Source organism: Yoonia sp. I 8.24 (assembly GCF_022096995.1).
GTDB lineage: Bacteria > Pseudomonadota > Alphaproteobacteria > Rhodobacterales > Rhodobacteraceae > Yoonia.
This window is the reverse complement of sequence record NZ_JACXGQ010000007.1, coordinates 68,711-94,336: the sequence shown is the minus strand read 5'-3', so window position 1 is coordinate 94,336 and position 25,626 is coordinate 68,711. Positions and strand designations below refer to the sequence as shown.

Annotated in this window: 29 protein-coding genes; 15 read left to right on the top strand and 14 right to left on the bottom strand. The window is 55.4% G+C overall.

What is annotated here, in order from left to right:
* Positions 1-212: 212 nt before the first annotated feature.
* Together Yoon_RS14320 and parE are read right to left on the bottom strand one after the other, a co-directional pair.
* Positions 213-1,007: a DUF3800 domain-containing protein gene (locus Yoon_RS14320; protein WP_238113079.1), complete on the bottom strand. Its 795-nt coding sequence runs from the start codon at positions 1,005-1,007 to the stop codon at positions 213-215.
* Between the two features lie 47 nt (positions 1,008-1,054).
* Positions 1,055-3,019, bottom strand: a complete 1,965-nt coding sequence (parE, locus tag Yoon_RS14315) for a DNA topoisomerase IV subunit B (protein WP_238113077.1) — start codon at positions 3,017-3,019, stop codon at positions 1,055-1,057.
* A 185-nt stretch (positions 3,020-3,204) separates the two neighbouring features.
* Here parE and Yoon_RS14310 point away from each other — a divergent pair, with 185 nt between their 5' ends.
* Both Yoon_RS14310 and Yoon_RS14305 read left to right on the top strand, forming a co-directional pair.
* Complete coding sequence (locus Yoon_RS14310) at positions 3,205-3,906, top strand: imm11 family protein (RefSeq protein WP_238113075.1); 702 nt, start codon at positions 3,205-3,207, stop codon at positions 3,904-3,906.
* A 56-nt stretch (positions 3,907-3,962) separates the two neighbouring features.
* Positions 3,963-4,847: an NAD(P)-dependent oxidoreductase gene (locus Yoon_RS14305; RefSeq protein WP_238113074.1), complete on the top strand. Its 885-nt coding sequence runs from the start codon at positions 3,963-3,965 to the stop codon at positions 4,845-4,847.
* A gap of 13 nt (positions 4,848-4,860) precedes the next feature.
* Here Yoon_RS14305 and Yoon_RS14300 read toward each other — a convergent pair whose 3' ends face one another.
* Positions 4,861-5,460, bottom strand: coding sequence for a hypothetical protein (locus Yoon_RS14300; RefSeq protein WP_238113073.1), 600 nt, complete (start codon positions 5,458-5,460; stop codon positions 4,861-4,863).
* Positions 5,461-5,737: 277 nt separating this feature from the next.
* Here Yoon_RS14300 and Yoon_RS14295 point away from each other — a divergent pair, with 277 nt between their 5' ends.
* The 4 genes from Yoon_RS14295 (at position 5,738) to Yoon_RS14280 (ending at position 8,971) form a co-directional block, all read left to right on the top strand.
* A complete protein-coding gene (locus Yoon_RS14295; RefSeq protein WP_238113072.1) occupies positions 5,738-6,178 on the top strand; it encodes an acyl-CoA thioesterase in 441 nt (146 codons plus the stop codon).
* 78 nt (positions 6,179-6,256) lie between these two features.
* Entirely contained in the window at positions 6,257-6,664 is a 408-nt protein-coding gene (locus tag Yoon_RS14290; protein ID WP_238113071.1) for a thiol-disulfide oxidoreductase DCC family protein, read from the top strand.
* A 43-nt stretch (positions 6,665-6,707) separates the two neighbouring features.
* A complete protein-coding gene (locus tag Yoon_RS14285; protein ID WP_238113070.1) occupies positions 6,708-7,364 on the top strand; it encodes a hypothetical protein in 657 nt (218 codons plus the stop codon).
* Positions 7,361-8,971, top strand: a complete 1,611-nt coding sequence (locus Yoon_RS14280) for an SDR family oxidoreductase (protein WP_238113069.1) — start codon at positions 7,361-7,363, stop codon at positions 8,969-8,971. Before Yoon_RS14285 ends, Yoon_RS14280 begins: the two co-directional genes overlap by 4 nt.
* 22 nt (positions 8,972-8,993) lie before the next feature.
* Here Yoon_RS14280 and Yoon_RS14275 read toward each other — a convergent pair whose 3' ends face one another.
* Positions 8,994-9,644 (bottom strand): DUF2461 domain-containing protein, encoded by a 651-nt coding sequence (locus Yoon_RS14275; RefSeq protein WP_238113067.1) that lies wholly within the window; start codon positions 9,642-9,644, stop codon positions 8,994-8,996.
* 87 nt (positions 9,645-9,731) lie between these two features.
* Between Yoon_RS14275 and Yoon_RS14270 the strand changes: the two genes are divergently transcribed.
* Entirely contained in the window at positions 9,732-11,084 is a 1,353-nt protein-coding gene (locus Yoon_RS14270; protein ID WP_238113066.1) for an MATE family efflux transporter, read from the top strand.
* Here Yoon_RS14270 and Yoon_RS14265 read toward each other — a convergent pair.
* The 4 genes from Yoon_RS14265 to lgt all read right to left on the bottom strand — a co-directional run bounded on the left by Yoon_RS14265 (position 11,067) and on the right by lgt (position 14,881).
* Positions 11,067-11,849, bottom strand: coding sequence for a Hint domain-containing protein (locus Yoon_RS14265; protein ID WP_238113065.1), 783 nt, complete (start codon positions 11,847-11,849; stop codon positions 11,067-11,069). The genes Yoon_RS14270 and Yoon_RS14265 overlap by 18 nt on opposite strands.
* A 346-nt stretch (positions 11,850-12,195) precedes the next feature.
* The gene (gene pgeF, locus Yoon_RS14260) at positions 12,196-12,951 is read right to left on the bottom strand and encodes a peptidoglycan editing factor PgeF (protein WP_238113064.1); all 756 of its coding nucleotides are present in this window, start codon (positions 12,949-12,951) and stop codon (positions 12,196-12,198) included.
* Positions 12,948-14,006: a class I SAM-dependent methyltransferase gene (locus Yoon_RS14255; RefSeq protein ID WP_370642181.1), complete on the bottom strand. Its 1,059-nt coding sequence runs from the start codon at positions 14,004-14,006 to the stop codon at positions 12,948-12,950. The genes pgeF and Yoon_RS14255 overlap by 4 nt, the downstream gene beginning before the upstream one ends.
* Positions 14,003-14,881 (bottom strand): prolipoprotein diacylglyceryl transferase, encoded by an 879-nt coding sequence (lgt, locus tag Yoon_RS14250; RefSeq protein WP_238113063.1) that lies wholly within the window; start codon positions 14,879-14,881, stop codon positions 14,003-14,005. The genes Yoon_RS14255 and lgt overlap by 4 nt, the downstream gene beginning before the upstream one ends.
* A gap of 102 nt (positions 14,882-14,983) precedes the next feature.
* Here lgt and Yoon_RS14245 point away from each other — a divergent pair, with 102 nt between their 5' ends.
* Positions 14,984-15,223, top strand: a complete 240-nt coding sequence (locus Yoon_RS14245) for an accessory factor UbiK family protein (RefSeq protein WP_238113062.1) — start codon at positions 14,984-14,986, stop codon at positions 15,221-15,223.
* 23 nt (positions 15,224-15,246) lie between these two features.
* On the top strand, positions 15,247-16,014 hold the full coding sequence (locus Yoon_RS14240) for a hypothetical protein (protein WP_238113061.1): 768 nt from the start codon (positions 15,247-15,249) through the stop codon (positions 16,012-16,014).
* A 43-nt stretch (positions 16,015-16,057) separates the two neighbouring features.
* Here Yoon_RS14240 and Yoon_RS14235 read toward each other — a convergent pair whose 3' ends face one another.
* The 3 genes from Yoon_RS14235 to Yoon_RS14225 form a co-directional block, all read right to left on the bottom strand.
* Complete coding sequence (locus Yoon_RS14235) at positions 16,058-16,912, bottom strand: aminoglycoside phosphotransferase family protein (protein WP_238113060.1); 855 nt, start codon at positions 16,910-16,912, stop codon at positions 16,058-16,060.
* Positions 16,909-17,940, bottom strand: coding sequence for a M42 family metallopeptidase (locus tag Yoon_RS14230; RefSeq protein ID WP_238113059.1), 1,032 nt, complete (start codon positions 17,938-17,940; stop codon positions 16,909-16,911). The genes Yoon_RS14235 and Yoon_RS14230 overlap by 4 nt, the downstream gene beginning before the upstream one ends.
* A 93-nt stretch (positions 17,941-18,033) precedes the next feature.
* Positions 18,034-19,314: a hypothetical protein gene (locus Yoon_RS14225; RefSeq protein WP_238113058.1), complete on the bottom strand. Its 1,281-nt coding sequence runs from the start codon at positions 19,312-19,314 to the stop codon at positions 18,034-18,036.
* A gap of 291 nt (positions 19,315-19,605) precedes the next feature.
* On the opposite strand from Yoon_RS14225, the gene Yoon_RS14220 reads away from it, so the two are divergent.
* The 4 genes from Yoon_RS14220 (at position 19,606) to Yoon_RS14205 (ending at position 22,276) form a co-directional block, all read left to right on the top strand.
* On the top strand, positions 19,606-20,109 hold the full coding sequence (locus Yoon_RS14220; protein WP_238113057.1) for a YbjN domain-containing protein: 504 nt from the start codon (positions 19,606-19,608) through the stop codon (positions 20,107-20,109).
* 76 nt (positions 20,110-20,185) lie between these two features.
* The gene (gene proC / locus Yoon_RS14215; protein ID WP_238113236.1) at positions 20,186-21,001 is read left to right on the top strand and encodes a pyrroline-5-carboxylate reductase; all 816 of its coding nucleotides are present in this window, start codon (positions 20,186-20,188) and stop codon (positions 20,999-21,001) included.
* On the top strand, positions 20,994-21,332 hold the full coding sequence (locus Yoon_RS14210; RefSeq protein ID WP_238113055.1) for a tRNA-binding protein: 339 nt from the start codon (positions 20,994-20,996) through the stop codon (positions 21,330-21,332). The genes proC and Yoon_RS14210 overlap by 8 nt, the downstream gene beginning before the upstream one ends.
* Entirely contained in the window at positions 21,329-22,276 is a 948-nt protein-coding gene (locus Yoon_RS14205; RefSeq protein WP_238113053.1) for a D-glycerate dehydrogenase, read from the top strand. Before Yoon_RS14210 ends, Yoon_RS14205 begins: the two co-directional genes overlap by 4 nt.
* On the opposite strand, the gene Yoon_RS14200 is transcribed toward Yoon_RS14205, so the two are convergent.
* Positions 22,273-22,677: a hypothetical protein gene (locus Yoon_RS14200; protein WP_238113052.1), complete on the bottom strand. Its 405-nt coding sequence runs from the start codon at positions 22,675-22,677 to the stop codon at positions 22,273-22,275. The genes Yoon_RS14205 and Yoon_RS14200 overlap by 4 nt on opposite strands.
* Positions 22,674-23,876 (bottom strand): pyridoxal phosphate-dependent aminotransferase, encoded by a 1,203-nt coding sequence (locus Yoon_RS14195; protein WP_238113051.1) that lies wholly within the window; start codon positions 23,874-23,876, stop codon positions 22,674-22,676. The genes Yoon_RS14200 and Yoon_RS14195 overlap by 4 nt, the downstream gene beginning before the upstream one ends.
* Before the next feature lie 82 nt (positions 23,877-23,958).
* Here Yoon_RS14195 and Yoon_RS14190 point away from each other — a divergent pair, with 82 nt between their 5' ends.
* Together Yoon_RS14190 and Yoon_RS14185 are read left to right on the top strand one after the other, a co-directional pair.
* Positions 23,959-24,354 (top strand): helix-turn-helix domain-containing protein, encoded by a 396-nt coding sequence (locus Yoon_RS14190; protein WP_238113050.1) that lies wholly within the window; start codon positions 23,959-23,961, stop codon positions 24,352-24,354.
* Entirely contained in the window at positions 24,351-24,623 is a 273-nt protein-coding gene (locus tag Yoon_RS14185; protein ID WP_238113049.1) for a succinate dehydrogenase assembly factor 2, read from the top strand. Before Yoon_RS14190 ends, Yoon_RS14185 begins: the two co-directional genes overlap by 4 nt.
* Positions 24,624-24,660: 37 nt before the next feature.
* Here Yoon_RS14185 and Yoon_RS14180 read toward each other — a convergent pair whose 3' ends face one another.
* The gene (locus Yoon_RS14180) at positions 24,661-25,605 is read right to left on the bottom strand and encodes an alpha/beta fold hydrolase (RefSeq protein WP_238113048.1); all 945 of its coding nucleotides are present in this window, start codon (positions 25,603-25,605) and stop codon (positions 24,661-24,663) included.
* Positions 25,606-25,626 lie beyond the last annotated feature (21 nt).

Sequence of the window (25,626 nt, the reverse complement as noted above, 5' to 3'; positions counted from 1 at the left end):
TTGCGTCGGCAAAACGTCGGACATCTGTCTGGCGCTTGTGCGGTTAACTGTGCGTGCTGTGGGATGGTTTAGAATGGGCCGCTTTGCCTAATCCACATCCCGCCCGGCATCGCCGGGCAGCGCCGATCCGCCCCCACGGGGAGGGCGCTTCGCACCCACCCCGAGGTCCAAGCTCTGCCCTCGCTGAAATCGGCCCTTCCGATCATTCTGGGTTATGTGTGCCCATACTTGGAATTTAGGAAGCTTTGTAAGAGATCGTATTCAGCGGAAATTGAGCTGTCGAGCTTGCTTCTATCAGTGGGGCTCATCTTGAGGCCGTAATTCTTGTACCTTCCAGCAGCATCTTTCCACATAAGCTTTTCAAGCTTATCCTGAAGTGCGGTTCTCGCGGTTGGGTTGGTTCCATTCACCAGATACATGAGCGACCCAGTGAGAATGTCATTTAGCGTGCTTAAATGTGAACATCCATCACAAGTCATAGAAAACGATATGATCCTATTGTGTTTGCGCCACTTGTCACCGACTTCATTTCCTTTTTGGAACTTTTCCTTTAGGTAATCAAAACCGCTCTTAAGGCCGATGATGCTTTTTTTGCTGAGATCTAGGCGATCAACAATAACAACTCCATAGTCAGATTTTTCTTCCAAAAATTTGCCGAACTGAGCAATTAGCGTATTGAAGCCAAATAATCGGTTTCTGTCGCTATCAAAGGTGAACGAGGCTTGGTTGAAGTAGGCGTAGCCCATGAATGTCGCGTCGACGGCCACTCCAGTATCAATAACATCAGATTTTATTTTGGTATGTACTTCACGTTTGCAGTCTTTGGGTGCCGAATTTGACTCGAACTTGAGTAAATCGGTATCTGCGAAGGCGCTGGTTGATCTGCGTAGTTTTTCAATATCGTGAGCTAATTTTTGAGCGTTTGTAGCCTTGATTGCTGTGAGCCCACATACCGTGAAGCTCTTTTTACTCGTGTGTCCAGCTTCGTCCAAAAACGCTATGTACAATTATCAGTGTCCTTTTGTTATCCAGTAAACTTGATCATCTAGACTACTCAAACATCCAACTCCTCTGCAAACTGTGCATTTTCCTGAATATACTGGAACCGCAGTTCGGGTTTTTTGCCCATGAGGCGCTCGACCAGATCGGCGGTGTCTCCCGGCTCATCATCGTGGACGGTGACGCGGATGAGTTTGCGGGTGGCGGGGTCCATCGTGGTTTCTTTGAGGTCTTTTGCGTCCATTTCGCCCAGACCCTTAAACCGCTGCACGTCAATTTTGCCTTTGCCGCCCAGACCTTTTTCGAACACGGCGTCTTTTTCAGCGTCGTCGGCGACATAGACGCGCCGCGCCCCTTGGGTGAGGCGGTAAAGCGGTGGGCAGGCCAGATACAGGTGCCCTTGGTCAATCAGGGGCCGCATTTGCGTAAAGAAGAAGGTCATCAGCAGCGCCGCGATATGCGCCCCGTCGACATCCGCATCGGTCATGATGATGATCTTTTCATAGCGCAGATCATCGACGTTGAATTTCGTGCCCATGCCAACGCCCAAGGCTTCGCAGAGGTCATTGATTTCGGCGTTGGTGGTCAGCTTGTTTGATGCTGCCCCCAGCACGTTGAGGATTTTCCCCTTGAGCGGTAAAAGCGCTTGGGTTTTGCGTTCGCGCGCGCCCTTACCAGACCCGCCCGCTGAATCGCCCTCGACGATAAACAGCTCTGTCCCGATCCGGTCCTTGGAAGTGCAGTCGGTTAGCTTGCCGGGCAGGCGCAATTTCTTGGTCGCTGATTTGCGCGAGGTTTCTTTTTCTTGCTTGCGGCGCAGCCGCTCTTCGGCGCGCAGCACAAGGAAATCAAGGATCGCGCCTGCGGATTTGGTATCGGCGGCCAGCCAGTTGTCAAAGTGGTCGCGGACGGCGGCATCGACCATGCGTTGCGCGTCGGTTGTCGCCAGCCGGTCTTTGGTTTGTCCCACAAATTCGGGTTCGCGGATAAAACAAGAGACCAACGCGCCTGCGCCTGTTGTCAGGTCTTCACGGGTGATGGTCCCCGCCTTTTTGTTGCCGACCAATTCCCCGTAGGCTTTGATTCCCTTGAGGATCGCGGACCAGAACCCGGCCTCGTGCGTGCCGCCCTCAGGCGTGGGGACGGTGTTACAGTAGGATTGGATGAACCCGTCGCGCGTGGGGGTCCAGTTGATTGCCCATTCGACCTTGCCCGGCACGTTAAATTTATCTGCAAAGGACACGGTGCCTGCAAAAGGCGTTTCGGAATAGGTGGTCGCGCCAGCGAAGACTTCGGTCAAATAGTCAGCCAACCCGCCGGGGAATTTGAATGTCGCCTCAAGCGGGGTGTCCCCATCGTTGATCCCGGTTTTCCAACGGATTTCAACGCCCGAGAAAAGATAGGCCTTGGACCGCGCCATTTTAAACAGCGTCTTGGGTTTGAGTGTGAGTTTCCCGAAAATCTGTTCATCTGGGTGGAATGTCACCGCCGTGCCGCGCCGATTGGGGGCCGCGCCGATTTTCGCAAGCGGGGCCTGTGGCACCCCGCGTGAGAATTCCATCATGAACAGTTCTTTGTTGCGCGCGACCTCGACCCTTAGGTGATCTGACAGCGCGTTCACAACCGATGACCCAACCCCGTGCAGACCGCCTGATGTCTGGTAACTATCGCCCGAGAATTTACCGCCCGCGTTCAGCGTGCAAAAGATGATTTCGAGCGCGGATTTATCGGGGTTCTTGGGGTGCGGGTCGGTTGGAATGCCCCGCCCGTTGTCGCGCACGGTGACATGGCCGTTTTCGTGCAATTCAACTTCGATCCATGTGGCGTGGCCTGCGACGGCCTCGTCCATCGAGTTGTCGATGATTTCCGCGACCATATGGTGCAGCGCGCGTTCGTCTTTGCCGCCGATATACATGCCTGGGCGCAGGCGCACGTGCTCCATATCCTCAAGCACTTCGATGCTGCTTGCGTTATAGCTTTCGGGGGCTGTTGTGCCCCCAGACAGAAGATCATCGGCCATGTTACTGCTCATTCTTTTGGTTTGGGGCATAATGGCAGGCGGAGGCGGTTGGGGCAATTGGCAAAGGGCGCGGATTGGCGTGTTATCTGCCATTGCGGTTGCGGGCGGGAACGTTAGGGTTGCGGGTGACACCCCATACGCGTCTGGTTTTGGGACTTGGGGTCAACAACACAGGTTCTGCATCCGTGCCTTACATCGTCGAAATCCCCTATGAAGACTCAGAACGGTTTCATATGCCAAGTGAGCTAACGCGCTGGCGGCAAAGAGTTCTGGGCAGTCAAAGTCGGCCGGGCATTCGGGCGACCGAAGAAGAAATGGTCCGGATAAAGCGCGCCGGTGAAATCTCTAGCGTATTTGCGCGCGGAACACGCACACTGTCTCGCGAAGAAATTCCAGAAGACTGCGTGCTGAGTATTTTTCCTGAGAGGTTGAAAAGCTTTGCGCCAACGTGGTGTGTCCATAGTGGAGCCATAGTCATCAATCAATCAGTCAAAGACGTTCTTGACCGCATTGAGCCGGACACACACCAGATCGTGCCGATCGACGTGACGTTTCGCGATGGCACCCCAGCAGAGGGGAACTATTATTTCCTGAACGTTACGCAAACAATTGATAGTATCATCGACGAGCGTTCAACGGTCGCGATAAAGACTGACCCTTTTCCGGGTACGCGCGACTATATGGAAATCCGTTGGTCAAATCAGAAAGAACATCGATTGACGTTTGATCCAGCCGTTACCGCGGGTCGCCACCTCTGGCGCGAAAAACGATATAGTACTCCTGAAATAAAATACGCCATGTCAGACGCATTGCATGATGCTTTTGAGGCTGCAGGCGCGCCATTTTTTACGTCATGGAAAGCGAATGAGCGTTTGTACGATTCCTAATCTTCCATTGCGGTTGCGGGTGGCGCGGTTAATGTCGCGGGCAAGGGGGGATTTGTATGCGTATCTTTTTCACGGGCGGCAGCGGTAAGGCAGGTAAGCACGCGATTACCTATTTGCAGGGGCAGGGCCATACGGTCGTCAATGCGGATATTGTGCCGTCGGGCTTGGATGTGTCGGAATTGCTGATTGATCTGACCGACGCGGGCCAAGTGATTGGGGCGATGTCGCAATTCACAGATTTTCATGAGTTGGATGCGGGTACGGGCGTGCCAAAATACGATGCCGTTGTGCATTTCGCCGCTGTGCCACGTGTGATGATCGGCACCGATGGGGAATGCTTTCGCCAGAACACAATCACCACTTATAATGTGATCGAAGCGGCGGTAAAACTTGGCATTCCCAAGGTGATTTTTGCCAGTTCTGAAACCACTTATGCCGTCTGTTTTGCCGATGGTGAAATAAAGCCAGATTATATTCCCATCGATGAAGACCACCCCACGGTGCCGCACGACAGCTACGCCATGTCAAAGGTCTGTAACGAGGCCACCGCCAAATCGTTTCAGGCCCGCACGGGGATCGATATCTATGGGCTGCGGATTAATAATGTGATCGAGCCGCATGAATACGCGCAAAACTTCCCCGCGTTTATGGAAAACCCCGCCAGCAGGCGGCGCAATATCTTTGCCTACATCGACGCGCGCGATCTGGGGCATATGGTGGATTGCTGTCTGAAAACAGACGGGCTTGGCTATCAGGTATTCAACGTGGCGAACGATGATATGTCCGTGGGGATCACAACGGACGCGGTCATCGCGCAGTTCTACGAAGGGGTGCCGCAAAAACGCAAATTGCGCCCGGACGAGACATTCTATGCCAACGATAAAGCGAAAGAGATGGTTGGCTTTGCGCCCAAGCATTCATGGCGCGATGTGTTAGGGTAATGCCTCGCGTTGATCATTTTACGGCGATTTCATCAAAAAAGACGCCATGACGAGGCTGCCAGTCGGCGGTCATGGCCACGTTGCCCAATAGCATTCCCGCTTCCACGCTGAGAAGAGCTTCTTCATTTATAGGAGACCCGTTTTGTCTTTCCATTGTCGTGCGTACAATCATGACGGGATAGGCGCAGTCGCCAATGTAAAGCGAGGTTTGTTCAATGGTTTCCATTGTGAACGTCCCGTGATCCACTGTCGCGCCATTCACCATAAGTGTCATCGGGTAGGAATATGCCTGCGAAGCACGACTAAGGTCCGCCGATTGAGCGCTTGAGTCCATAAAAACTTGAATATGGCTTGTGTCTGATTGGCGGTCGATGGCAATGACACCATTCCAATATATCGTTTCGACGTGCGCAGTTACTCCGTTCATTTGGGATTCACGGATTTCTCTGACCGTACCGTCATTTGAAACAGTGTTCGTGACGCTGAAATACGGATCATGCCGTGTTAGTGAATAGGTCTGAGAGCGATCTAAAGTGACACATTCTGCCTGTCCGGCTGTTGCAGTGAAAACAATTGCGGTGGTCGCCAAAATTGAGATGCGGGAAAATGTCATGAACAACGGACCTTTGATGTGTGCTAGGCGCCGGCACTGGCGCTATCGTGATTTCAAGGCATAGAGTAGGAAGTTGTGTGCAAGTTCAAGTGTTAACTCAACCGGAGGGATTGTTCATTGTCAACTGCGTGATTTGGTTTTCAGGTGTTCGCGCAGGACCCATGTAATCGCGATTGCTTGGCGCTCGTCGCATGGAAGTCGGAACCTCTTAGTGGCATTGTGATTATCCAAGCGAATTCTTAGTACTGTTTTCATTCCAACCTAAAAGGCAACACCAATGACCACAGACACGAAAATCACGCTCGAACAGGCTAAAGGCCGCGCTTCGCATGGCCGCCAACAGGACGATGGGGTGCTTGTCATTCGCACGATTGCGATGCCTGCGGATACCAATCCTGCCGGTGATATTTTCGGGGGGTGGATCATGTCGCAGATGGATTTGGCGGCAGGTAATTTGGCGGGCCGTGTGTCGCAAGGGCGTAGTGCCACGGTTGCCGTTGAAGGGATGCATTTTCTGCGCCCTGTAAAGGTCGGCGACGAGGTTACGCTTTATGCCGATCTCACCCATGTTGGGCGGACGTCGATGAAAGTGCATGTCGATGTCTGGGCGCGGTCGCGGTACGGTAAAACTGGAGCAAAGGTGACAGAGGCCGAATTTGTTTTTGTTGCTTTGGACGAAAACGGATCGCCACGTCAGATCCCGGCGGATGCGACCTAAAGGCGTGCCGCCCGCGCTATTCTGACCCATTGTGCCCGTGACCAATGCATCCCATAAGTTGCGTGAAGTGGATGCAATATGACAGCCCAAGATCATCCCATCGCCGTCATGGACGCCTCTTGCACATTGTGCAGTTGGGGCGCGCGGATGATCCATCTGTTGGACCGCACCGGCGAGATTAAAATCGCCCCGATCCAATCTGAAACCGGGGCGGCATTGATGCGTGACAATGGGTTGGATCCGCTTGATCCCGATACATGGCTGTTTATTGAGAACGGCACCGTCTGGCGCGATTTTGATGCGCTGATCCGTGTGGGCCAACGGTCTGGCGGGATGGGGCATCTGTTTGCCGTGCTGCGGATTATCCCGCGCCCGATCCGCAATTGGCTTTACGCCCGTGTCGCGCGCAATCGCTACGCTATGTTCGGACAGGGAGACATGTGCGCCTTGCCCGATCCGAAATTCCGCGCGAGATTGTTGTCATGAGATTTTTGCCGCGATCAACGCGGAAATTTGAAAGATGAATTAGATGAAAAAAGAAACCGTTTGGGTTAGTCGCGCGATGAGTGACTCGACCTTGGTCAAATCGATTACTTGTGATGAGCTTGAAACCGATCCCGATCCCATTATCGAAACCATGGAGAATAGCAGGAAAGGTCAGCCGATGCCGACAGACCGATTTCCCAAGCGACTTCATGGGGAATACCGCGATGTTCACATCAAAAAACTGCCCGATATTTTCATGGCAGGCGGCTTTTGGGTTGTTTCAGCGGCGTGCGCGGACGTGTTGCGCCAGTTCAATCTTGGGCAAACTGCACTATATCCGGTCGAAATCTTTCAACACGACAAAAAAACGCGGGTTGAGGGTGATTATTTTTATCTCGCGTTTGGTGAAACGAAAAATGTATTCGAACCAAATGAAACGCCAGATGCAACGGGGCTATCTACAGGGGCAACGCAAAAACCAATCAGATTCTGGAGGCCACGGGCAGGGTTTGAGGACGGGAATATCGCCGTTAATAAGTTAGCTTTGGAAGGTGTTGATTTATGGATTGATCCGTCATTATTGAGAACGTTTTTCTTAAGTGACGCCCTTGTTAAAGCATTGAAAGCCGCCACGCTGACGCGCCGTTTTGACTTGCGTAAGTGCCGCGTCGTTGCGCAACCCGTTGGTGAGACTCCATGAGGATTGTCGTCTTAGGTGGCTACGGTGTTTTCGGCGCAAAACTGGTCGATCTGCTGACCCGCGATGGGCATGATGTGGTTGTCGCTGGGCGGTCATTGGAAAAGGCCACACAGCTTGCCGCGCAATTTGGCGCAACGCCATTGGTCGTCGACCGCGCAGGTGATCTTGCCCCGCTTTGGGCCGCAACGCCTGACGCCGTTGTGGATGCCGCCGGGCCATTTCATGCATATGGCGATGATCCCTATGCATTTGCGCGGGCCTGCATTGCGCAGGGGGTGCATTACCTTGATCTGGCCGATGATCCTGCGTTTTGCGCGGGGATTACAGCTTTGGATGCAGAGGCAAAAGCGGCGGGGGTATTCGCCCTTTCAGGTGTCTCAAGCGTGCCTGCGATTTCTTCGGCGGCGGTTGCGGCGCTGGCGGATGGCGCGCAGATCGACACGATCAGCACCGCGATCCTGCCGGGCAACCGCGCGCCGCGCGGGCGGTCCGTTGTCGCCAGTATTTTGCACCAATGTGGGGTCGATTTTGACGTGCCGATTGATGGCGCAAAGGTCCCGATGCGCAGTTGGTCACGCCCCGCAAAGTTTGACATCGGCCAAGGGATCGTGCGCCCCGGTTGGATGATCGAAGTCCCCGACCACAGGCTCTTCGCTGACGCCTTTGGCGCGCGCTCGGTCCTGTTTCGGGCAGGGCTTGAGCTGGGCGTGATGAACTGGGCGCTGGCCTTGTTTTCATGGCTGCGCGGGTTCTGGCGATTTCCAATTCCGGGCTGGTTGGTCAGCCTTTTGCTTTGGTTTGCCAAGCTGCTGTACGGCTTTGGCACGGACGAAGGCGGCATGTCCGTGGCCGTGACCGTGCAAACGGATGACGGCTGGAAGCGCCGCATTTGGCGTCTGGTCGCCACGGACGGTGAGGGGCCATTTATCCCGGCAGTGGCTGCGCGTGTCGTCTTGCGCGATATCGACGCGATCCCGCAGGGGGCAAGGCCTGCCGTGACCATTGTGCCGATAGATGCGATCGCGCAGGGGATGTCTGATCTTGCGGTCACAACCGAAAGAGTGACCGAAGATATCCACCCGTTGTTCGCCCGCCACCTGAAGGCAGACTATGAAATGTTACCGGCGCAGGTGCGCGACTTACACGATGTTTACGGGCCAAGACGCTGGGTTGGGCGCGGATCGGTGACGCGTGGAAAATCTGTCTTGTCCCGGCTGTTTGGTGCGTTGTTTCGGTTTCCAGCCGACGCCGCCGATATTCCGGTAACGGTCACGATGACGCCCTTTAATGGCGGTGAACGGTGGGAGCGTGACTTTGACGGGCAAAAGTTTCGATCGTACCTGCGGCAGCACAAGGACACGCTGACCGAACGGTTTGGGCCGTTTACATTTACGCTTGGGCTGCATGTGGCGGATGGTCAGCTGCATTTCCCCGTGACTGCCGGACGTATCGGACCGATCCCGTTACCGGGGTTTGCACTGCCCAAAAGCGTGTCGCGTGAATATGAAAAAGACGGGCGGTTTCATTTTGACGTGGCGCTTCATGCGCCCTTTACCGGTGCTCCGGTCGTTCACTACCGGGGCTGGCTCGCGCGTGACGGGGCGTAGGGTGGATCTTGATCCACCGCGGTCAAGCTTCGGCGATTGAAATCAACAAGGCGTTTAGCGGCCAAAGTGCCGCGAATGTGTCGCTTAGCGTTGGCACAAGGGGGGCATCTGCGGGCACCGGCCGGCTGCCAACGATACCCTTCATCCGCAGGAAACGCGCGGCAGGGTGGTCTTTGTCATAGGGTGATGGCACCCGTTTCAACGCGGGTTCACGGAATTCAAAACCGGTTTCCTCGATCCCTTCAAAAACACCTAGCATTCGTTTGGTGTCCAAATCCAGCATCTCGCGCCAGTTGCTCAACATCGGTTTTTCAAACCCCATGAGCCCCGCACCCGCGCTGACATAATCTTTCCCGATACCAAAGAAAAACACTGGGTTTTGCGGCGCGTCCGACTGGATTTTCCACATCATATGCAGGTGGGTGTTGTAGGGCGTTTTATCTTTGGAAAAGCGCACGTCGCGGTGCGGGCGAAAGAGTTTGGGTGTAACGGCTGTGCCCACAAGCTCTGACAGCGGTGCGATCAAATCACCCAGCAGTGCAAGTGCACCGGGTTTAAGACGGTCATCGTAGGTGGCGCGGTTTGCGGCCCACCAGTCGCGCGTGTTGTTTGCGGCAAGGCGTGTGTAAAATTCTTGCGCGTCGCTGATCAGTGTATGGATGTCGTTTCCCATTGTGCCCTCCAACCTGTGCTGATCTTGTCATGATCTGCGGACGGATGTCTATGGACGGGGTGTCAAATCCCCCCTAAGCATTTGCAAATGAAACACCAAACCCAATCATACCCGGAACATGTCAAAGCGGTTGCCAAATTGGGCATGCCCTTGATCCTCAGCCATGTGGCGCAGTTTGCGATCCATATGACGGATACGATCATGTTGGGCTGGTATGATGTGACTGCGCTTGCGGCATCGACGATTGCGGGGACGCTGCTGTTCGTGGTGTTCATTGTCGGCGCGGGCTTTGCCCAAGCGGTGACGCCATTGGTGGCCCTAGCGGCGGAAGAGGATGACGAAACCCAAGTGCGCCGTGTCACGCGCATGGGGCTTTGGCTCTCCATATTCTACGGGCTTTGCGTGACCCTGCCGTTTCTGTGGGCCGAAGATATTTTGATCGCCATTGGCCAAGACGCGGATGTGGCGCAGCTGGCGCATTTCTATCTACAGATCACGATTTGGCAGATGATCCCGGCGCTGATCGTGATGACGTTGAAATCATTTCTTTCGGCGCTTGAGCATACCGCGATCCTACTTTGGGCGACGATTGGTGCGGCGGTGCTGAACGTTTTCGTCAATTACGCGCTTATCTTTGGCAATTGGGGCGCGCCAGAATTGGGGATTCGCGGGGCCGCGATTGCATCGGTGACGGTGACGATCGTGTCGATGCTGGTCCTGGTAGGCTATACGCTGCGTGTCTTGCCGCAGTTTCAACTGTTCAAGAATTTTTGGCGCAGCGACCGCGAGATTTTGAACCGAGTCTTTATGCTTGGCTGGCCAATCGGGCTGACCTCTTTGGCCGAAGGCGGGCTGTTTAGCGCAAGTGCCGTGATGATGGGCTGGATCGGCGCGATTGAACTGGCCGCGCATGGGATCGCGATCCAATTGGCAAGCCTGACGTTTATGGTGCACATCGGCTTTAGCCAAGCGGCGACCGTGCGTGCGGGCCGTGCGCTGGGCCGCAAAGATCCCATCGGGTTGCGCCGGGGCGGCATTGCCGCGAGCGCCATGTCGGGGGTCTTTGCGCTAGCGACATCTGCACTGTTTATGCTATTTCCTGAGTTCTTGGTTGGCCTGTTTATTGATCCAGATGAACCCGCACGCGGCCTGCTGTTGTCAGTCGGTGTGCAGATGGTCTTTGTTGCCGCCTTGTTCCAAATTGTTGACGGCGCACAGGTGATGGCATTGGGGCTGCTACGCGGGGTCCAAGACACGGCGGTGCCTATGGTGATGGCGACGGTCAGCTATTGGGTTATTGGTCTGCCAACCAGCTATGCTTTGGCGTTCTGGTTCGGATACGGCGCAATTGGGCTATGGTTTGGGCTGGTTGTTGGGCTCGCTGTGGCCTCGGTCTTGCTGAACTTGCGGTTTTGGGCGCGGCTACCCAAGCAATTCTAAATCGCGCATCCGAAGGCGCGGGTTTCGCATTTCGCCAAAATCCTGCAAATCACGCTTATGCGGGAAAAGCGCCAGATATTGTGTCAGCATGTCGCCGCGCAGCCCCAGTCCAAAGAATGTACCCGGGTGCAGGCTTTCAATCTCGATTCCATTGACCAGCAGGCTTTCTTGCCGGTCAAAGCCAAGCTGATAGACCTGCACGGGAATTGTCGGGCGCAGCGCAATAAATTGGTTGCCATCCACAAAATCACGGGCCGGGATAAAGGCGGCGCGCTTGCCGGTCAGGGTCCGCACGCCAGCTGCGCGGTGCAACAAATGTGCCGTTGGCCCAAGGACAAGATCAGGCATCGGGCGTGTTGGTCCGAGCGCCTCGGCTGTGATGCGGGTCAGGCAGCTATGTTCCGAATTTATATGTGGATCGTCGGGACGTATCACCATCGATCCGCGCCATAGCAAAGTTTCAAGTTCACCATTGGCAAGCCGAATGCGATCGCCCGGCAATAGGTCTTCGACGGTCATCGGGCCATTATTGGTCGAAACCATTGCCCCACGCCCAAGCGCGCCAAATGCGTTTTCAAATGTCGGCTGCGCGGGGGCCACGCGCGCCATTTCAACAATTTCACCCGCCGCATTCCGATAGATGATTTCATATTTGCGTGTGGGTGTTTTGTTTTGGTGCTGCGAACCACGGCGTGCCGTCGAAGCCCCTGATGTCAGAGGCGTCTGAATCGTTGTGTCTGCCTCCGTGTCAGAGGATGTCTTCATTTACATGCCCATCATTTCAGAAGTTGATTTCGCAAGCCAAGCTGCTCTGATGATTGGTTAATTTCCTAGGTCGTTCAAAGTCTTTAGCGGTCCAATTGTCAAAATATTTGATTTTCTTGGGCCGTTTTCCGCCTGCGAGGTGCGGGTGAAGGTACTAGGTTCGTCGCGTGATCACTTTCGCCTGCGCTTTGCGCGCCGCTACGGAAAGGTTGTGTCAAATTGTGGAATTGTGTCGCTCCATAGAGATGCTCCTAGGTTACGCGGGGCAGCTCATGCGACCCAACGCCTATTAGCATTGGTTGTAAAATGGGCATTTTTACGGCGTAGTCGTGAATAATCCGCTAGGCTACAGCCGGATTGTCGCGATTAGCCGACCATAATCGGCTTCTTTTTGGTGCACACTGCGCCGATAGCTGAAGAACCTTTCGGGATCTGCATAGGTGCAATTGTGCGTCCAGCGCGCGGTGCTGACCCCGGATGCCTGCAAAACATGTAGCCCAAAACCGGGCAGATCAAAATGCATCCGGTCGCCTTTACCAGCGACGAAAAACCGATCAAATTTTTGGTCCTTGGCGGTGAACTGATCCATGAATTCCGGTCCGACTTCATAGGCGCGTTGGCTAATGCAGGGGCCAATCACTGCCGTAATATCTTTGGCCCGCGCGCCAAGGGTTTCCATTTGCGTGACAGTGTTTTCTAAGACGCCATTCAACGCGCCTTTCCATCCGGCATGGGCGGCGCCGATAACGCCTGCCTTATGATCGGCGAAAAGCACGGGCTGGCAATCAGCCGTCAAGATCGTCAGGGCCACCCCTTGGGTTGCGGTGACAAGCGCGTCGGCTTTGGGCTGAGGGTCAAGGGGGGCGTCGACAACAACCACATCGGCTGAATGCACTTGGTGCACCCCAACCATTTGCGTCGGCGCGAGCGCCATTGCATCCGCGACCCGCGCGCGATTGATGCTGACGACCTCATGCTGGTCTGAACTGCCATAACCGCAGTTCAGACCAGCAAACACACCCGACGATGCACCACCTTTGCGACCAAAAAAGCCGTGGGTCACCCCATCAAGATCAGGACTGGTAATGATATCAAGCGTCATGGTTCTAATCCGGGGGGCGGTGTTACGGTGGCCGGGTAAAGGGCGATGATTTTGAAAAGGTCGCCCATTTCGCTGGGGTGGGTCAAGCGCCGATGTGCTTTGATATGCGCGTCAAGCGCGTCGCCTTGTAGCTTCTGCGCCAATCTTTGGGCGCGTTGCGTAATCCCCAGCCGTTCTAGAAAGATGCCTTGTGGGGTCAGGCGGCTGTATTTGGTGGGGGTCGCGTGGGCCGCAATTGCAGCGAAATCGACATGTGCGGTCAGATCAGCTTGGCCGGGTTGCGCCAGCGGATCGACCATTTCATGCGCCGAGAGTGCTTGCAGCGTATCGCCCAGCGATTGCCAGTCTCCGTAGTCAATGATCAGCCCGGCACCGCCGAAACGCGCGATCTTATCCGCGATTTGATGCACGATACCTGATAGCGCGGGGCAATGCTCGACCAAATCGCCCGCTTTGGTATCGGCCAACCGGTGGTCAAGCAGATCAATCGGCGCCGCAGCTGACAGCCCAAGCGTCAGCGCGTCATCAGTCACACCAACCATCCGTTCGCGCCAGCCGTCGGTATCACGAACAAATTGCCGGATGGGCAGCGCATCGAAGAATTCATTTGCGACCAGCCAGAGCGGCTGATCGGGCAGCGTGGTCACATCATTGTGCCAAGTAGCATCGGCGACGACCGCAGCTTGTGCGTTGCGCAGCACGGGCGAGGTTTCAACAAAATGCGCCGTGAGCGCCGCGTGAAAGCCGGGCACCGATTTCGTCGCCCGCAAGATATCGGCCATCAATGTGCCACGTCCGGGGCCAAGCTCGGCCAGTGTCATCGGCGACGGCGCGCCCTGATCCAGCCAGCTTTGCGCCAGAGACAACCCGATTAATTCGCCAAACATCTGGCTGATCTCAGGGGCGGTGGTAAAATCGCCCGCTGTGCCAAACGGGTCGCGGGTTGCGTAATATCCGTGATCAGGGTGCATCAGGCAATCAGCCATATAGTCGGCCAATGTGATCGGTCCACTGCGGCCGATCCGGGCAATCATCTGCGTGCCAAGCGGGGTCACGACCGACGGGCCCGGACCACAAGCGCAAGCCCGATAAAGATCATTGGCAAGGTCAATGTTTGCCCCATCGTCAACCCCCAGCCGTTGTAAAGGAACGCAAGCCCCAATTCATTGCCGACGCTTTGGAATTGCGCGTCTGGTTGGCGCACAAATTCGACCAAAAACCGTGCCATGCCGTAGCCTGCGAAAAACACGCCCGTCAAAAGCCAAGGTTTCTTTAGCGCGCCGAAACGGAAGGCCAAAACCATCAATACGGTGCCAAGTAGCAAGCCTTCGAGCCCGGCCTCATACAGCTGCGAGGGGTGGCGCGCGCAGTCTTCAAGGATGGTGGCGCATGATTGCGCGGCAGGCCCCGGAAAGATCACCCCCCACGGCAGGTCTGTGGGGCGCCCCCATAGTTCCGCATTGATGAAATTCGCGCAGCGCACCAGCAAAATGGCCGGGGTGGCGGCGATAGCGATGATGTCGGCCAGTTCCGACAGGACAATCTTATTGCGGCGGCTGAACAGATAAACGGCAACGATGACACCTAAGAAGCCGCCATGAAACGAGAGCCCACCTTCCCAAATTTTGATGATATCAAGCGGGTGGGCGAGAAAATCGCTGGGTTTATAGAACAAAACATAACCAAGCCGCCCGCCCGCGATCACGCCGACCACGATATAGGTTAGCAAGTCTTCAAGCTGGCTGGTCTGCATCGGCGGGTCATTGCGCCAAATGTCTGCCCGGCGCAGCGCGTATTTGATCAGCTGCCAGCCTAAGAAAATGCCAACAATATACCCCATCGCGTACCAACGCAGCGCAAAGGTGCGGTCAAACAAAGTGACCGAGACGATTTCGGGCCCGATATCGGGAAAGGGGATTGCTGCAAACATGGGCTATTCCTCTAATGCTGCTGCGACGAAGTCAACCAGCTTGGGCGCTTGATCACAGGCTGTTCAGGCCCCATATAGGTAGCAACTTGATCGGAGAAGACGATGCAAACCAAGAACAAAATATTCGACGACATCAGCCAATTGATGACCAACGCAATGGGCGTGGCCCAAGGTGCCAAAGACGAAGCCTCAACCGCGATGTCATCCATGATGGATCGTTGGCTTGCCGACCGCGATTTCGTGACGCGCGAAGAATTCGACGCCGTGCGGGCCATGGCCCAAAAAGCACGCGAAGAAAACGAAGCGCTGGCAGCACGGATTGCGGCGCTTGAGGGGAAATGAGTTAGCTGTCTATAGGCGCATTTATGAATTTTCCCAGAACACTGTGCTTGGTATTGACCTTGACTTGTGGTCACGCGGCGTTTGCCACGCCTGAAAGCGACGCGCGCTTCATTGCACAACGTCAATTGGGCCCAGAGGGATTAGATTCCTTTCGAGGGAGATTAAATGAATCATTCGCCGATGTCTATTTTGAACCACTTGCAGGTTTGGGCATCGAACTGATTGATCAAGACCGGTTTGCAGCTTTGGTTCCGGATGAAGACGTTGCGCCATTTGTTGATCGCTTCTTAGGTTATACGGCTGAATCTTACCTTTCCGTTTATTCCCCCGCTCAGCTTGAGGCGATTGCGACACTCCTGCGTGCTGACGACGATATGACTGTAGAAGACGTTTTCTCGCAGAATTATCTCAAACAACACATCGCTGCGCTAGAGCTAGCGCGAGCAAGCATACCACTTTCGGGGTCTGACGACCCACAGGTGAAGGTAGGGGAAGAATTTGCCGTGCAATTGAGTGCAGCAACTATGTTATTAGAAGTTGCCGTTGAAGATCTTGTTCAGCAAGTAGCACTAGGCGCAGGCTTTATTGGTATTTTTATCGGCTATGCGAACGAGATTGATCAGCTCGAACGCGAGATCGACAATCCAGTTACCATTGGTGCTCTTAAGGCTGACGCAATTCTTGAATTTGCGAATCCGGTGCAGCGTCAGGATCTACTCCGACAGCTTACTCGTTCTGAAAGCACTGGCGGCATTCAGTTCATACCAGCGCCCACCCGTAGTGAAGACTAGACTGGCCCGCAATGAATGCGCGGACCAGTGGTTTTTGTGACATTCAAAACTCGGACAAATACGCCACCAAGACGCCTATGGGTGCGTGATCATCGCAAACGCGTAAGAGCGCTTTCCATATGCCCCAACCTTTGGCGCGGGCCCAAGTGTCTGTATCGTAGCCCATGTGGAGGATGAACTCTGCCCGCGCAGGCCCGTCAAAATAGGTCCAAGTGATCGTCAGGTCGCAGGCCGGATCGCCGATCCCGCAGCCGCCAAAATCAATCACTGCGCTCAGTTGATTATCTGCAATCAAAAAATTGCCAGGGGCGACATCGCCATGCAGCCAGACAGGAGCTGCGGCCCATGATGTTGCAATCGCCCTATCCCATATTGCCCTGATTTGGGCAGCATCGACGCGGTCGCCAAGCGTGTTTATGCAACGCGTGACGTCATCTTGATAAATTTTCAAATCGCCGCCGCGATAGAAGTTATGCGCACCGGGAGGTGGTCCGCCGAGGACAGGGGCTGCATGTAAGGCGCGCAGGAATGCCGCAAGTTGGGCCGCAATTGCATGTTTGTCTGTCTCTTCGGCATCGTTCGCTGATGTTCCGGCAAGCCAAGGCATCACGCTCCAGCGGTAGGGGTAGCCGCATGAGGGTTGCCCCATCGCTATAGGCACCGGGATTGGCAGCGGCAGGTGTGGCGCAAGCCGCGGGAGCCAGATCTGTTCTTTGTCCACTTGGGCCGCGTAGTGCGCCGCGCTTGGCAGGCGCACGGACATTTCATCACCCAAATGGAATGTGCGATTATCCCATCCCGATGTGGCGACAGGGCGAATAGGCAGGGACGCCCATTGTGGGAACTGGTCCGCAATCATTGCGCGGACCAGATCAACGGTGATTTTGGGCGGGTTCAAAACTCGGACAAATACGCCACCAACACATCCAGCGCGGCTTGCAGGTCGCCCTTTTCGACCATCTCGGTCACCGTGTGGATATAGCGCGTGCCGACCACGATCCCGATCGCGCGTGCGCCTGCGGCCGCTTGCTGTGCGGCGGCCCCATCTTGGCCACCAGCGGCAAGCATGGTCCGCTGGTAGGGGATGTCGTTTTTGACAGCGATGGCTTCGATTTCCTTGACCAAGACTTTGTCGGCAATAAACGAACTATCCCGGATATGCAGCCCGAACCCTTTGCCTTGTAGGGTGGTTGCGTCTTTTTCAGGAATACCCGGCGTGTCGCAGGCCAGCGTGGTGTCGATGCCCAGCCCGATGTCAGGCTTGATCGCAAAGGATGCCGTGCGCGCGCCGCGCAGGCCGACTTCTTCTTGGCAGGTGAAGGCGACATGAATTTCAGCGCCGCGCCCCTTGTCACCCAGTTGCCGGATTGCCTCGATCCCGAGCCAACAGGCGATCCGGTTATCAAGCGCCTTGGACACGAATTTGTCGCCCATTTCCAAGAACGGTTCATCCATCACGACAAAATCACCGACCTTCACCACGTCATGGGCCTTGGCCCCCATGCCGAGATCGACAAAAAATTCGCCCACAGCGGGGATTTTCTTGCGGTCCTCGGGCGATGCAATATGCACCGGTTTACCGCCCGGGTTCATCACACCCTTATAGTCGCCGTCGTCGGTGCACACCAAAACGCGGCGCGAAAACAGGTTGCGCGGATCAAATCCGCCAACAGGCTGCAAGTAAAGATAGCCGTTCTTGTCGATATGGCTGACCAAAAAGCCGATTTCATCCATATGGCACAAGAGCATAATCTTGAGCGGGTCATCCCCAGTGGCATCCCGTTTGCACAACAAAGATCCCATCGGATCAACTGTTACCGCATCAAACAGCCCGTCGATTTCGGATGTGATGAGGTCACGCACCCGGTCTTCATTGCCGGGGACGCCGGGGATTTCACACAGGCGTTTGAGGAGGTCGATGTTCATGTGGCGGTCCTTTTTTGCAGCAGATTGATTGCGGCACAGGGAATTTGCAACCACCAATGCTGCTGCGTTGCTCTGTTAGGCGACAGCTGGCGTTCACCAAGGTGGAGCGGGTTGTTTCTTCTGTTCTTGCGCAAGCGATGGATCAAATCTGCCTTCCGCGCTGCGCTTGTGTGAATCTTGGTTGCGGCTTTCGCGGGTCACGCTTGTGGGCTTTGAACCCAAACTTTTTATTGCATCCAATGCGCTTTGACCGATGTCGAGCTTATCCATCAGTTGACCTTGTGGGCCGATGATATATTTGCCGTCGCTTGTTGTCGCGATGCCGTCGGGGATACGGTGCGGAGATTGGGCCAAAAGCGCCTTCGTTCCCGGAGAAGGGGGTGGCGCTGCATTGGCCGTCGCGGACGCAAGGAAATGTGCATGCCCTGCACTGCTGACGGGGATGTTGATGGCGACATGCTGTCCGACGTCAGGAATATTGCCGTGGATTTCGTTGAATGCCTTGAGGAAAATTTTGAGCGCAGCTGTCTTTGCGGCATCGTTCTGACCTGCGACGGCTACGGTCAGTTTTGCCCGGCTTTGGCTTGCAAACGCCACGGAGGCCTGCGCCTTGGCCAAATAGTCGCTTTCGTGCGCCATGATGTTACCTAGACCGATTGCTTCCGGTGCCGAAGGCCCAATCGCACTCAGACGTGCTGCAATTTGCGAGAATCTATCCGTGCTCATCGCGATGCGATCCAATGTGGCTTGAATGAGCCTGTCAGTCCATCGCGTCAGATCGCCTTGGGTTTCGGTGCCCTCTACAAAGCGTCTGGTGCTTTCCCGAATATCGCGGAACGACATCCGGTGCGGCAGCGCCAGATCGTTGTCTCCCAACGCCAGCCCCATTAAATCCTGCCCTCTATTCAGCGACGCTACGACCTTGGCGAGAAAATAAGCGGCGGACGAAAAATTAGGCCGGTCGTAGGGGCCTGCGGTTTCAACTTTGGGATAGAGACCCTGCAGCGCCACGATCAGGTCCGACACGCTTGCATAGTTGTGTACAATTGGCGAGCCGTCGCTCTGGGTGTCGCCCGCCATCTTATACACGCCGTTGATCCAGCCGCGGGCAAGATTATAGGACTGCGGCATTATTTCTTCGATCAGGTCGCGTGTCGCCTTGCCCCCTTTGGTCTCGAATTTACGCGCATCGCCTTGAATTTTGATCTGTCTTTGGACCGTTGGCGCGTTATTTGCCTGTTTTTGCAGTGCGGAAAGGTGACCCACGGTCGGGCAGTTTTTTGCTGTCTGCATGTGTTTGCTGCGGCTGTCTGGCCGGGCCGGAGAGACAGGCCGGTTCGCAGCCGGGTTACGAGCGATCGCGCGATGAAACATGTATGGGCCTCTTGGAATGTGACGCAGACTATCTCGCGTGTGTTGACCTGTCGTAAAGACACAAGCCGCGTAGTTCGGTGAGTTGACGCACGCACCTTGGAAATAAATGCGAACTATCCACAAGAAATCCTGCCGTGATGCGACTTATCCCCGACAAATTGCTTTACAGAATCTGAATCCGCTGCAACGATATGTAGTAGGGGATAAACATGAACAACACAGCCCCTTGAGTAGGTACATAGCGCTAGGTGACTGCCATTACCTTTGCGCCAACGTAGCGAGGCAGGCACAATGGCACTTTCCGAGCACTATCTTGAGGCCGAAGATGCCCACCCGATTGATCTGGTGGAACATATTGCAGAGCATCACCAATGGGAGTTCGATCGCGTACATGATGACCAGATCGCGATGCTGGTGTGTGGGCAATGGCGCAATTACTCCATTACGCTTGCTTGGTCCGCCTATGACGAAACGCTGCGCCTGATTTGCACCTATGAGATGGAGCCGCCGACGGACCGTTTGCCTGCATTGTATGAGACGCTCAATACGATCAATGATCGTTGCTGGGCGGGATCATTTACCTGGTGGGATGAGCAAAAGCTGATGGTTTATCGGTATGGCTTGATGCTTGCGGGTGATCAGATGGCCGGCCCCGATCAGATCGACACAATGATCAACGCTGCTGTGAATGCCTGCGAACAGTATTACCCGGCCATTCAACTGGTCACATGGGCGGATAACACCCCCGCAGAGGCGGTGCGGATTGCCATTGGTGGGGCCTACGGGCGCGCCTAAGTCTGGCGCGTTTGGGGGTTTCACGTCTGCGCCGCTTTGCGTAATCTTGTGCCAATCAAACAGTTAGGTACAGATGATGGATATGCATGACGTCGCAAAGCGCGGCCTTGTTCTTTTGGGATGTGGCAAGATGGGCTCGGCCATGCTTGCGGGTTGGTTGCGCAATGGATTGCCCGCTGCGTCAGTTTGGGTGATCGACCCGAACCCGTCGGACTGGTTGAAAATGCAGGGCGTGAATATCGGCGCAGACCTGCCGGAATCCCCTGCGATTGTTGTGGTTGCTGTCAAGCCGCAGATGATGGCCGAGGCGCTGCCAGATGTCACATCATTGGGCGGCGGCGCGACATTGGTGATTTCGGTCGCGGCGGGGACGCCCTTGGGCCTTTTCGAAGACATGCTGGGCGCCACCACCCCGATTGTGCGCGCAATGCCCAACACCCCGGCTGCGATTGGGCGCGGGATTACAGCGCTTGTTGGGAATACCGCCACCAATGATGCGGATATGGATCTGGCCGACGCTTTGCTTGCTGCGGTAGGCCAAGTTGTGCGGTTGGACAGCGAAGATCAAATGGATGCGGTGACCGCCGTGTCAGGATCGGGCCCCGCCTATGTATTCCATCTGATTGAAACCCTTGCCGCGGCAGGCGAAGCCGAAGGGTTACCAGCCGATTTAGCGCTGGCATTGGCCAAAGCGACCGTTGGCGGCGCAGGCGAACTGGCCGAAACCGCTGAGGAAGACCCCAGCCAGTTGCGCGTCAATGTCACCTCGCCCAATGGAACGACCCAAGCCGCGCTTGAGGTCTTGATGGATAAAGACGCTGGTTTTCCAGCGCTGTTACAGCGTGCCGTGACGGCGGCTGCGGATCGGTCAAAGGAATTGAGCCGTGGATGAGATCAGCTTTGACGATTTTCTGAAGGTCGATGTGCGTGTCGGCACCGTGCTGCGCGCCGAAGCCTATCCAGAGGCCCGCAAACCTGCGATCAAGCTTTGGATCGATTTTGGCGGCGACATCGGCGAAAAGAAAACATCGGCGCAAATCACGGTGCATTACACGCCCGAAGCCTTGATCGGCAAACAGGTCTTGGCCGTGGTGAATTTCCCGCCGCGTCAGATCGGTAAATTCATGTCTGAGGTTCTCGTGTTGGGGATGCCGGATGACAGTGGCGCGATTGTTTTGGTTGGGCCGGATCAAAATGTGCCCGTGGGGGGGCGCCTACATTGAAAAAACTACTGCTGACCCGCAAGTTTCCACAGGCTACGATTGACGCGGCCAAGGCGCGCTATGATGTGACCCTTCGCGATGTCGCTACAGGCATGACCACGGTCGAGGCCAACGCGGCGTTGAAGGGCTATGACGCGATCCTGACGACATTGGGCGATGATTTTAGTGCGCCCGCTTTTGACGGCGCGTTGCGCTGTGGGGTGCTCGCGAACTTTGGTGTGGGCTATAATCATATCGATGCAGGTGCGGCTAAGGCTGCGGGTGTGGCGTTGTCGAACACCCCTGATGTGGTCACGGATGCCACTGCCGATATTGGCATGACTTTGATCCTCTCGACCTGCCGCCGCGCGGGTGAAGGTGAACGTCTTGTGCGCGCTGACAAATGGGACGGCTGGGCGCCGACGCAGATGCTAGGCACGCATGTCACCGGAAAGACTGTGGGTATTATTGGGATGGGTCGCATTGGGCAGGCCGTGGCAAGGCGCTGTCATTTCGGTTTTGAGATGCCCGTGGTCTATTTCAACCGCTCAGAAAAGACCGTTGATTTCCCGGCGCAGCAGGTGGATAGCCTTGCTACGTTGATGTCGCAGGCGGATATCGTTGTGGTGACCGTACCCGGTGGTGGTGCGAATACCCATATGATCGATGCAACCCTTTTGGCGCAGATGAAGCCGCGCGGGGTTTTCATCAATATTGCCCGTGGGGATGTGGTTGACGAAGCAGCCTTGATCGCCGCTTTGCAAGCGGGGCAGATCGGGGGCGCAGGGCTTGATGTTTTTGCGCAAGAACCCAGAGTGCCCGACGCGTTTCGTGCGATGGAAAACGTGGTGCTGTTGCCGCATCTTGGTACGGCCGCGTTGGAAGTGCGCGAAGCAATGGGCCAAATGGCGCTTGATAATATTATCGCATGGGACGAAGGCCGGCCCTTGCCACAGGCGGTTTAATCGCCGGGCTTTTTGAGGCGATCCGCTTTTTTGCGTACCAGCACGCTGCGCAGATCATGCATCGCGAGCAAGAACCGATCAGTGACGGCCTCAAGCTGATCGTCGCTGGCTTTTGACTGCGCCCATTGCGTTGCAATGTTCATTTGATCAATCGTGCGATGGATATCATCCATATCGCGTGCGGCGAGCAACGCGCGGCGCTGTGCCAACCAGTCATCAATTGCCGCGCTATCTTCGGCGGTCAAACGATAGTCGCCATGCGCTTTGTAATCGCCGCGATTGGTATTCACGACCGCGATCTGCTCCATCTCAATCCGGCGCTGTCGGTTTGCGGTATCAAGCCGAAACACAGCCGCCCCGTTGTCGCGGACCCGAAAGTAGTATGGCGGCAGATCGTTCATGAAAGCCCTTTGCAAAAGGTTTGGATGCGTGTGCAGGCTTCAGTCAATGCGGCGTCTGATGTGGCGTAGCTGACCCGAAAATTTGGCGATAGGCCAAAGGCCGCGCCAAACACCACCGCAACACCGGTTTCTTCAAGCAAGGCGGTCGCAAAGGTTTCGTCGTTGTCTATCAATGTGCCAGCGGCAGTTGTTTTGCCAATACAGCCCGCGATCGAAGGGTAGACATAAAACGCGCCCTCGGGTTTGGGGCAGACAATGCCGGGCGCGGCATTGAGCATATCAACAACCAGATCACGCCGGCGCACGAACATATCATTATTGGGCGCAAGGAAATCTTGGGTTCCATTCAAAGCCTCGACCGCCGCATATTGGCTGATGGAACAGGGGTTTGATGTGGATTGCGATTGCACCTTGCGCATCGCTTTGATCAATGGCTCTGGTCCGGCGGCATAGCCAATACGCCAGCCTGTCATCGCATAGGCTTTGGAAACGCCGTTGACGGTCAATGTGCGGTCATAGAGGCTCGGTTCTACCTGTGCGGGCGTGCAGAATTTGAAATCACCATAGGCCAGATGTTCATACATATCATCGGTCATCACCCAGACATGCGGGTGGCGCACCAAGACATCTGTCAGCGCTTTTAGCTCATCCCAAGAATAGCCCGCACCGGTGGGGTTTGAGGGCGAATTGAACAAGAACCATTTGGTTTGGGGGGTGATCGCCGCCTCTAGTTGTTCAGGCGTGATTTTGAAATTGGTTTCCAGCGATGCCGCAACCGTGACCGGTTCGCCACCCGCAAGCAGCACCATATCAGGGTAGCTAACCCAATAGGGGGCAGGGATGATCACCTCGTCACCGGGGTTCAACGTGGCCATAAAGGCGTTGTAAAGCACTTGTTTCCCACCCGTGCCGACGGTCACTTGGGCGGGGGTATATGTCAGGTCATTGTCGCGGATAAATTTTGCGCAGATCGCTTGCTTCAACTCTGGAATGCCATCGACGGCTGTGTATTTTGTTTTACCATTATTGATCGCGGCAATGCCTGCGTCTTTGATGTTTTGTGGGGTGTCAAAATCCGGCTCACCGGCGCCAAGCCCGATGACATCGCGCCCAGCCGCTTTGAGTTCGGCGGCTTTGGTGGTGACGGCGATTGTCGGGGACGGCTTCACACGGTCAAGGGTCGCTGAAAGAAAGGTCATAGTGGTCATCCGGTGGTAATTTGTGGTTATGCCTGTCATAGGATGGGGCAACCTATGAGCGCAAGCAACAAGGATATTGCAAATGACAGACGTAAATGATGATTGGTTCGGTGAGGATGCGGCAACATTTGGTGATCGGCTTGCGGGCGCACGCGAAGCGGCAGGACTAAAGCAAAAGACATTGGCAAGCCGTTTGGGGGTGAAAACCTCGGTGATTGAAGGCTGGGAAAATGACACGAAAGAACCCCGCGCGAACCGCTTGCAGATGCTTTCAGGTTTGCTGGGGGTGTCGCTTAGCTGGCTTCTGACGGGCGAAGGCGAAGGCCCCGATGCCCCCGAAGACGCAACGCTGATATCGTCTGATCTGATTGACCTTTTGTCTGAAATACGCCTTTTACGTTCGCAGATGAGCCAATCCGCGAAAAAGCTGGGGCAGCTCGAAAAACGACTGCGCACAGCGATTAAGGAACAGTCATGACCGAAACACGTGAGGCCATGATCAAACGGATGCGGATGCGGTCAATGCGGCGCGGGATCAAAGAAATGGATTTGATCCTATCGGCCTTCTCTGATGTGCATCTGGGCGATATGTCTGACGCGGAATTGGCGCTTTATGATGCTTTGCTGGCTGAAAATGACCATGATATCTATGGATGGGTCGGGGGGCAGTTCGCTGTGCCTGACCGTTATACCGCGCTGATCGCGCAGATCACCAAAGGCGCGCATGGGGTGACACGCCCTGCATAAAGTCACGCCCGCCGGTTTTGGCCAGCGGGCGCAGATTTTATGATTTGGCCAGCCAATCCAGCATTGCTGCATTTGTCTCGGACGGCTTTTCTTGTTGAATGCAATGGCCGCAATCAAAGCTGACCACATCAACATTTGGTACAAACTCAGATAGGTTTTCTGACTGCGGGATCAGGTCGTGGTCCCCATGGATCATCAAGGTTGGAACTTTGATCACTGGGGGCACATCGGCCAATTGGTGCCAATTCCGGTCCAGATTGCGATACCAGTTGATACTGCTTGTAAAACCGGATCGGTGAAACGCATTGATATAGACCTCCAGATCATCCGAGCCCATCAAAGGCTCGCCAAGCGCTGTTTCTGCCTGTGCAAGATTAATCATCATCATACCCGGTTCGGGTGCCGCTTGGGGCAGGTTTTTCCGAAACAAGTTGCGCAAGAACTGCGCGCGGCTCGCGTCAAGGATGGCATCGGCAACGCCGGGTTGGCGATTAAAGTGGACGAAATAATGGTCGCCACCAAAGAACTCTTCCATAAAGGCGATCCACGGCACCGGGGTGCGCGCTTGGTATGGCAGGGCGAGGTTGATGATCCGGCGCACCCGCGCGGGGTGCAACAATGCCAACCCCCAGACGACATTCGCCCCCCAATCATGTCCGGCAAATATCGCGTTCTCATAGCCAAAGTGATCAAGCAAGCCGATCAGGTCCCCGGTCAACTGCGTGATGTCATAAGCCTCGACCGCATCTGGGCAGGATGAATTTCCGTATCCGCGCTGATTGGGTGCAATGACGTGGTAACCGGCGGCCACAAGTGCGGGGATTTGATAGCGCCAAGAATAGGCGTGCTCGGGCCAGCCGTGGCACAGCACAATGGGGTTTCCCGCGTTCTCGGGGCCTGCTTCAAAGACTTCAAGGTCCACCCCATTCACGTGAATTTGGGTCGGTGCCGGAAAGTCAGTTGGATAAGTTTGCAATGTCATTTCTCCTTGCTTGCATCATGC

What these genes read in the sequence shown, in the direction of transcription:
- parE (WP_238113077.1), bottom strand. Translation starts at nt 3,019, where the DNA reads ATGGCCGATGATCTTCTGTCTGGGGGCACAACAGCCCCCGAAAGCTAT.
- Yoon_RS14305 (WP_238113074.1), top strand. Translation starts at nt 3,963, where the DNA reads ATGCGTATCTTTTTCACGGGCGGCAGCGGTAAGGCAGGTAAGCACGCG.
- Yoon_RS14300 (WP_238113073.1), bottom strand. Translation starts at nt 5,460, where the DNA reads ATGACATTTTCCCGCATCTCAATTTTGGCGACCACCGCAATTGTTTTC.
- Yoon_RS14295 (WP_238113072.1), top strand. Translation starts at nt 5,738, where the DNA reads ATGACCACAGACACGAAAATCACGCTCGAACAGGCTAAAGGCCGCGCT.
- Yoon_RS14290 (WP_238113071.1), top strand. Translation starts at nt 6,257, where the DNA reads ATGACAGCCCAAGATCATCCCATCGCCGTCATGGACGCCTCTTGCACA.
- Yoon_RS14285 (WP_238113070.1), top strand. Translation starts at nt 6,708, where the DNA reads ATGAAAAAAGAAACCGTTTGGGTTAGTCGCGCGATGAGTGACTCGACC.
- Yoon_RS14280 (WP_238113069.1), top strand. Translation starts at nt 7,361, where the DNA reads ATGAGGATTGTCGTCTTAGGTGGCTACGGTGTTTTCGGCGCAAAACTG.
- Yoon_RS14275 (WP_238113067.1), bottom strand. Translation starts at nt 9,644, where the DNA reads ATGGGAAACGACATCCATACACTGATCAGCGACGCGCAAGAATTTTAC.
- Yoon_RS14270 (WP_238113066.1), top strand. Translation starts at nt 9,732, where the DNA reads ATGAAACACCAAACCCAATCATACCCGGAACATGTCAAAGCGGTTGCC.
- Yoon_RS14265 (WP_238113065.1), bottom strand. Translation starts at nt 11,849, where the DNA reads ATGAAGACATCCTCTGACACGGAGGCAGACACAACGATTCAGACGCCT.
- pgeF (WP_238113064.1), bottom strand. Translation starts at nt 12,951, where the DNA reads ATGACGCTTGATATCATTACCAGTCCTGATCTTGATGGGGTGACCCAC.
- lgt (WP_238113063.1), bottom strand. Translation starts at nt 14,881, where the DNA reads ATGTTTGCAGCAATCCCCTTTCCCGATATCGGGCCCGAAATCGTCTCG.
- Yoon_RS14245 (WP_238113062.1), top strand. Translation starts at nt 14,984, where the DNA reads ATGCAAACCAAGAACAAAATATTCGACGACATCAGCCAATTGATGACC.
- Yoon_RS14240 (WP_238113061.1), top strand. Translation starts at nt 15,247, where the DNA reads ATGAATTTTCCCAGAACACTGTGCTTGGTATTGACCTTGACTTGTGGT.
- Yoon_RS14230 (WP_238113059.1), bottom strand. Translation starts at nt 17,940, where the DNA reads ATGAACATCGACCTCCTCAAACGCCTGTGTGAAATCCCCGGCGTCCCC.
- Yoon_RS14225 (WP_238113058.1), bottom strand. Translation starts at nt 19,314, where the DNA reads ATGTTTCATCGCGCGATCGCTCGTAACCCGGCTGCGAACCGGCCTGTC.
- Yoon_RS14220 (WP_238113057.1), top strand. Translation starts at nt 19,606, where the DNA reads ATGGCACTTTCCGAGCACTATCTTGAGGCCGAAGATGCCCACCCGATT.
- proC (WP_238113236.1), top strand. Translation starts at nt 20,186, where the DNA reads ATGGATATGCATGACGTCGCAAAGCGCGGCCTTGTTCTTTTGGGATGT.
- Yoon_RS14200 (WP_238113052.1), bottom strand. Translation starts at nt 22,677, where the DNA reads ATGAACGATCTGCCGCCATACTACTTTCGGGTCCGCGACAACGGGGCG.
- Yoon_RS14195 (WP_238113051.1), bottom strand. Translation starts at nt 23,876, where the DNA reads ATGACCTTTCTTTCAGCGACCCTTGACCGTGTGAAGCCGTCCCCGACA.
- Yoon_RS14190 (WP_238113050.1), top strand. Translation starts at nt 23,959, where the DNA reads ATGACAGACGTAAATGATGATTGGTTCGGTGAGGATGCGGCAACATTT.
- Yoon_RS14185 (WP_238113049.1), top strand. Translation starts at nt 24,351, where the DNA reads ATGACCGAAACACGTGAGGCCATGATCAAACGGATGCGGATGCGGTCA.
- Yoon_RS14180 (WP_238113048.1), bottom strand. Translation starts at nt 25,605, where the DNA reads ATGACATTGCAAACTTATCCAACTGACTTTCCGGCACCGACCCAAATT.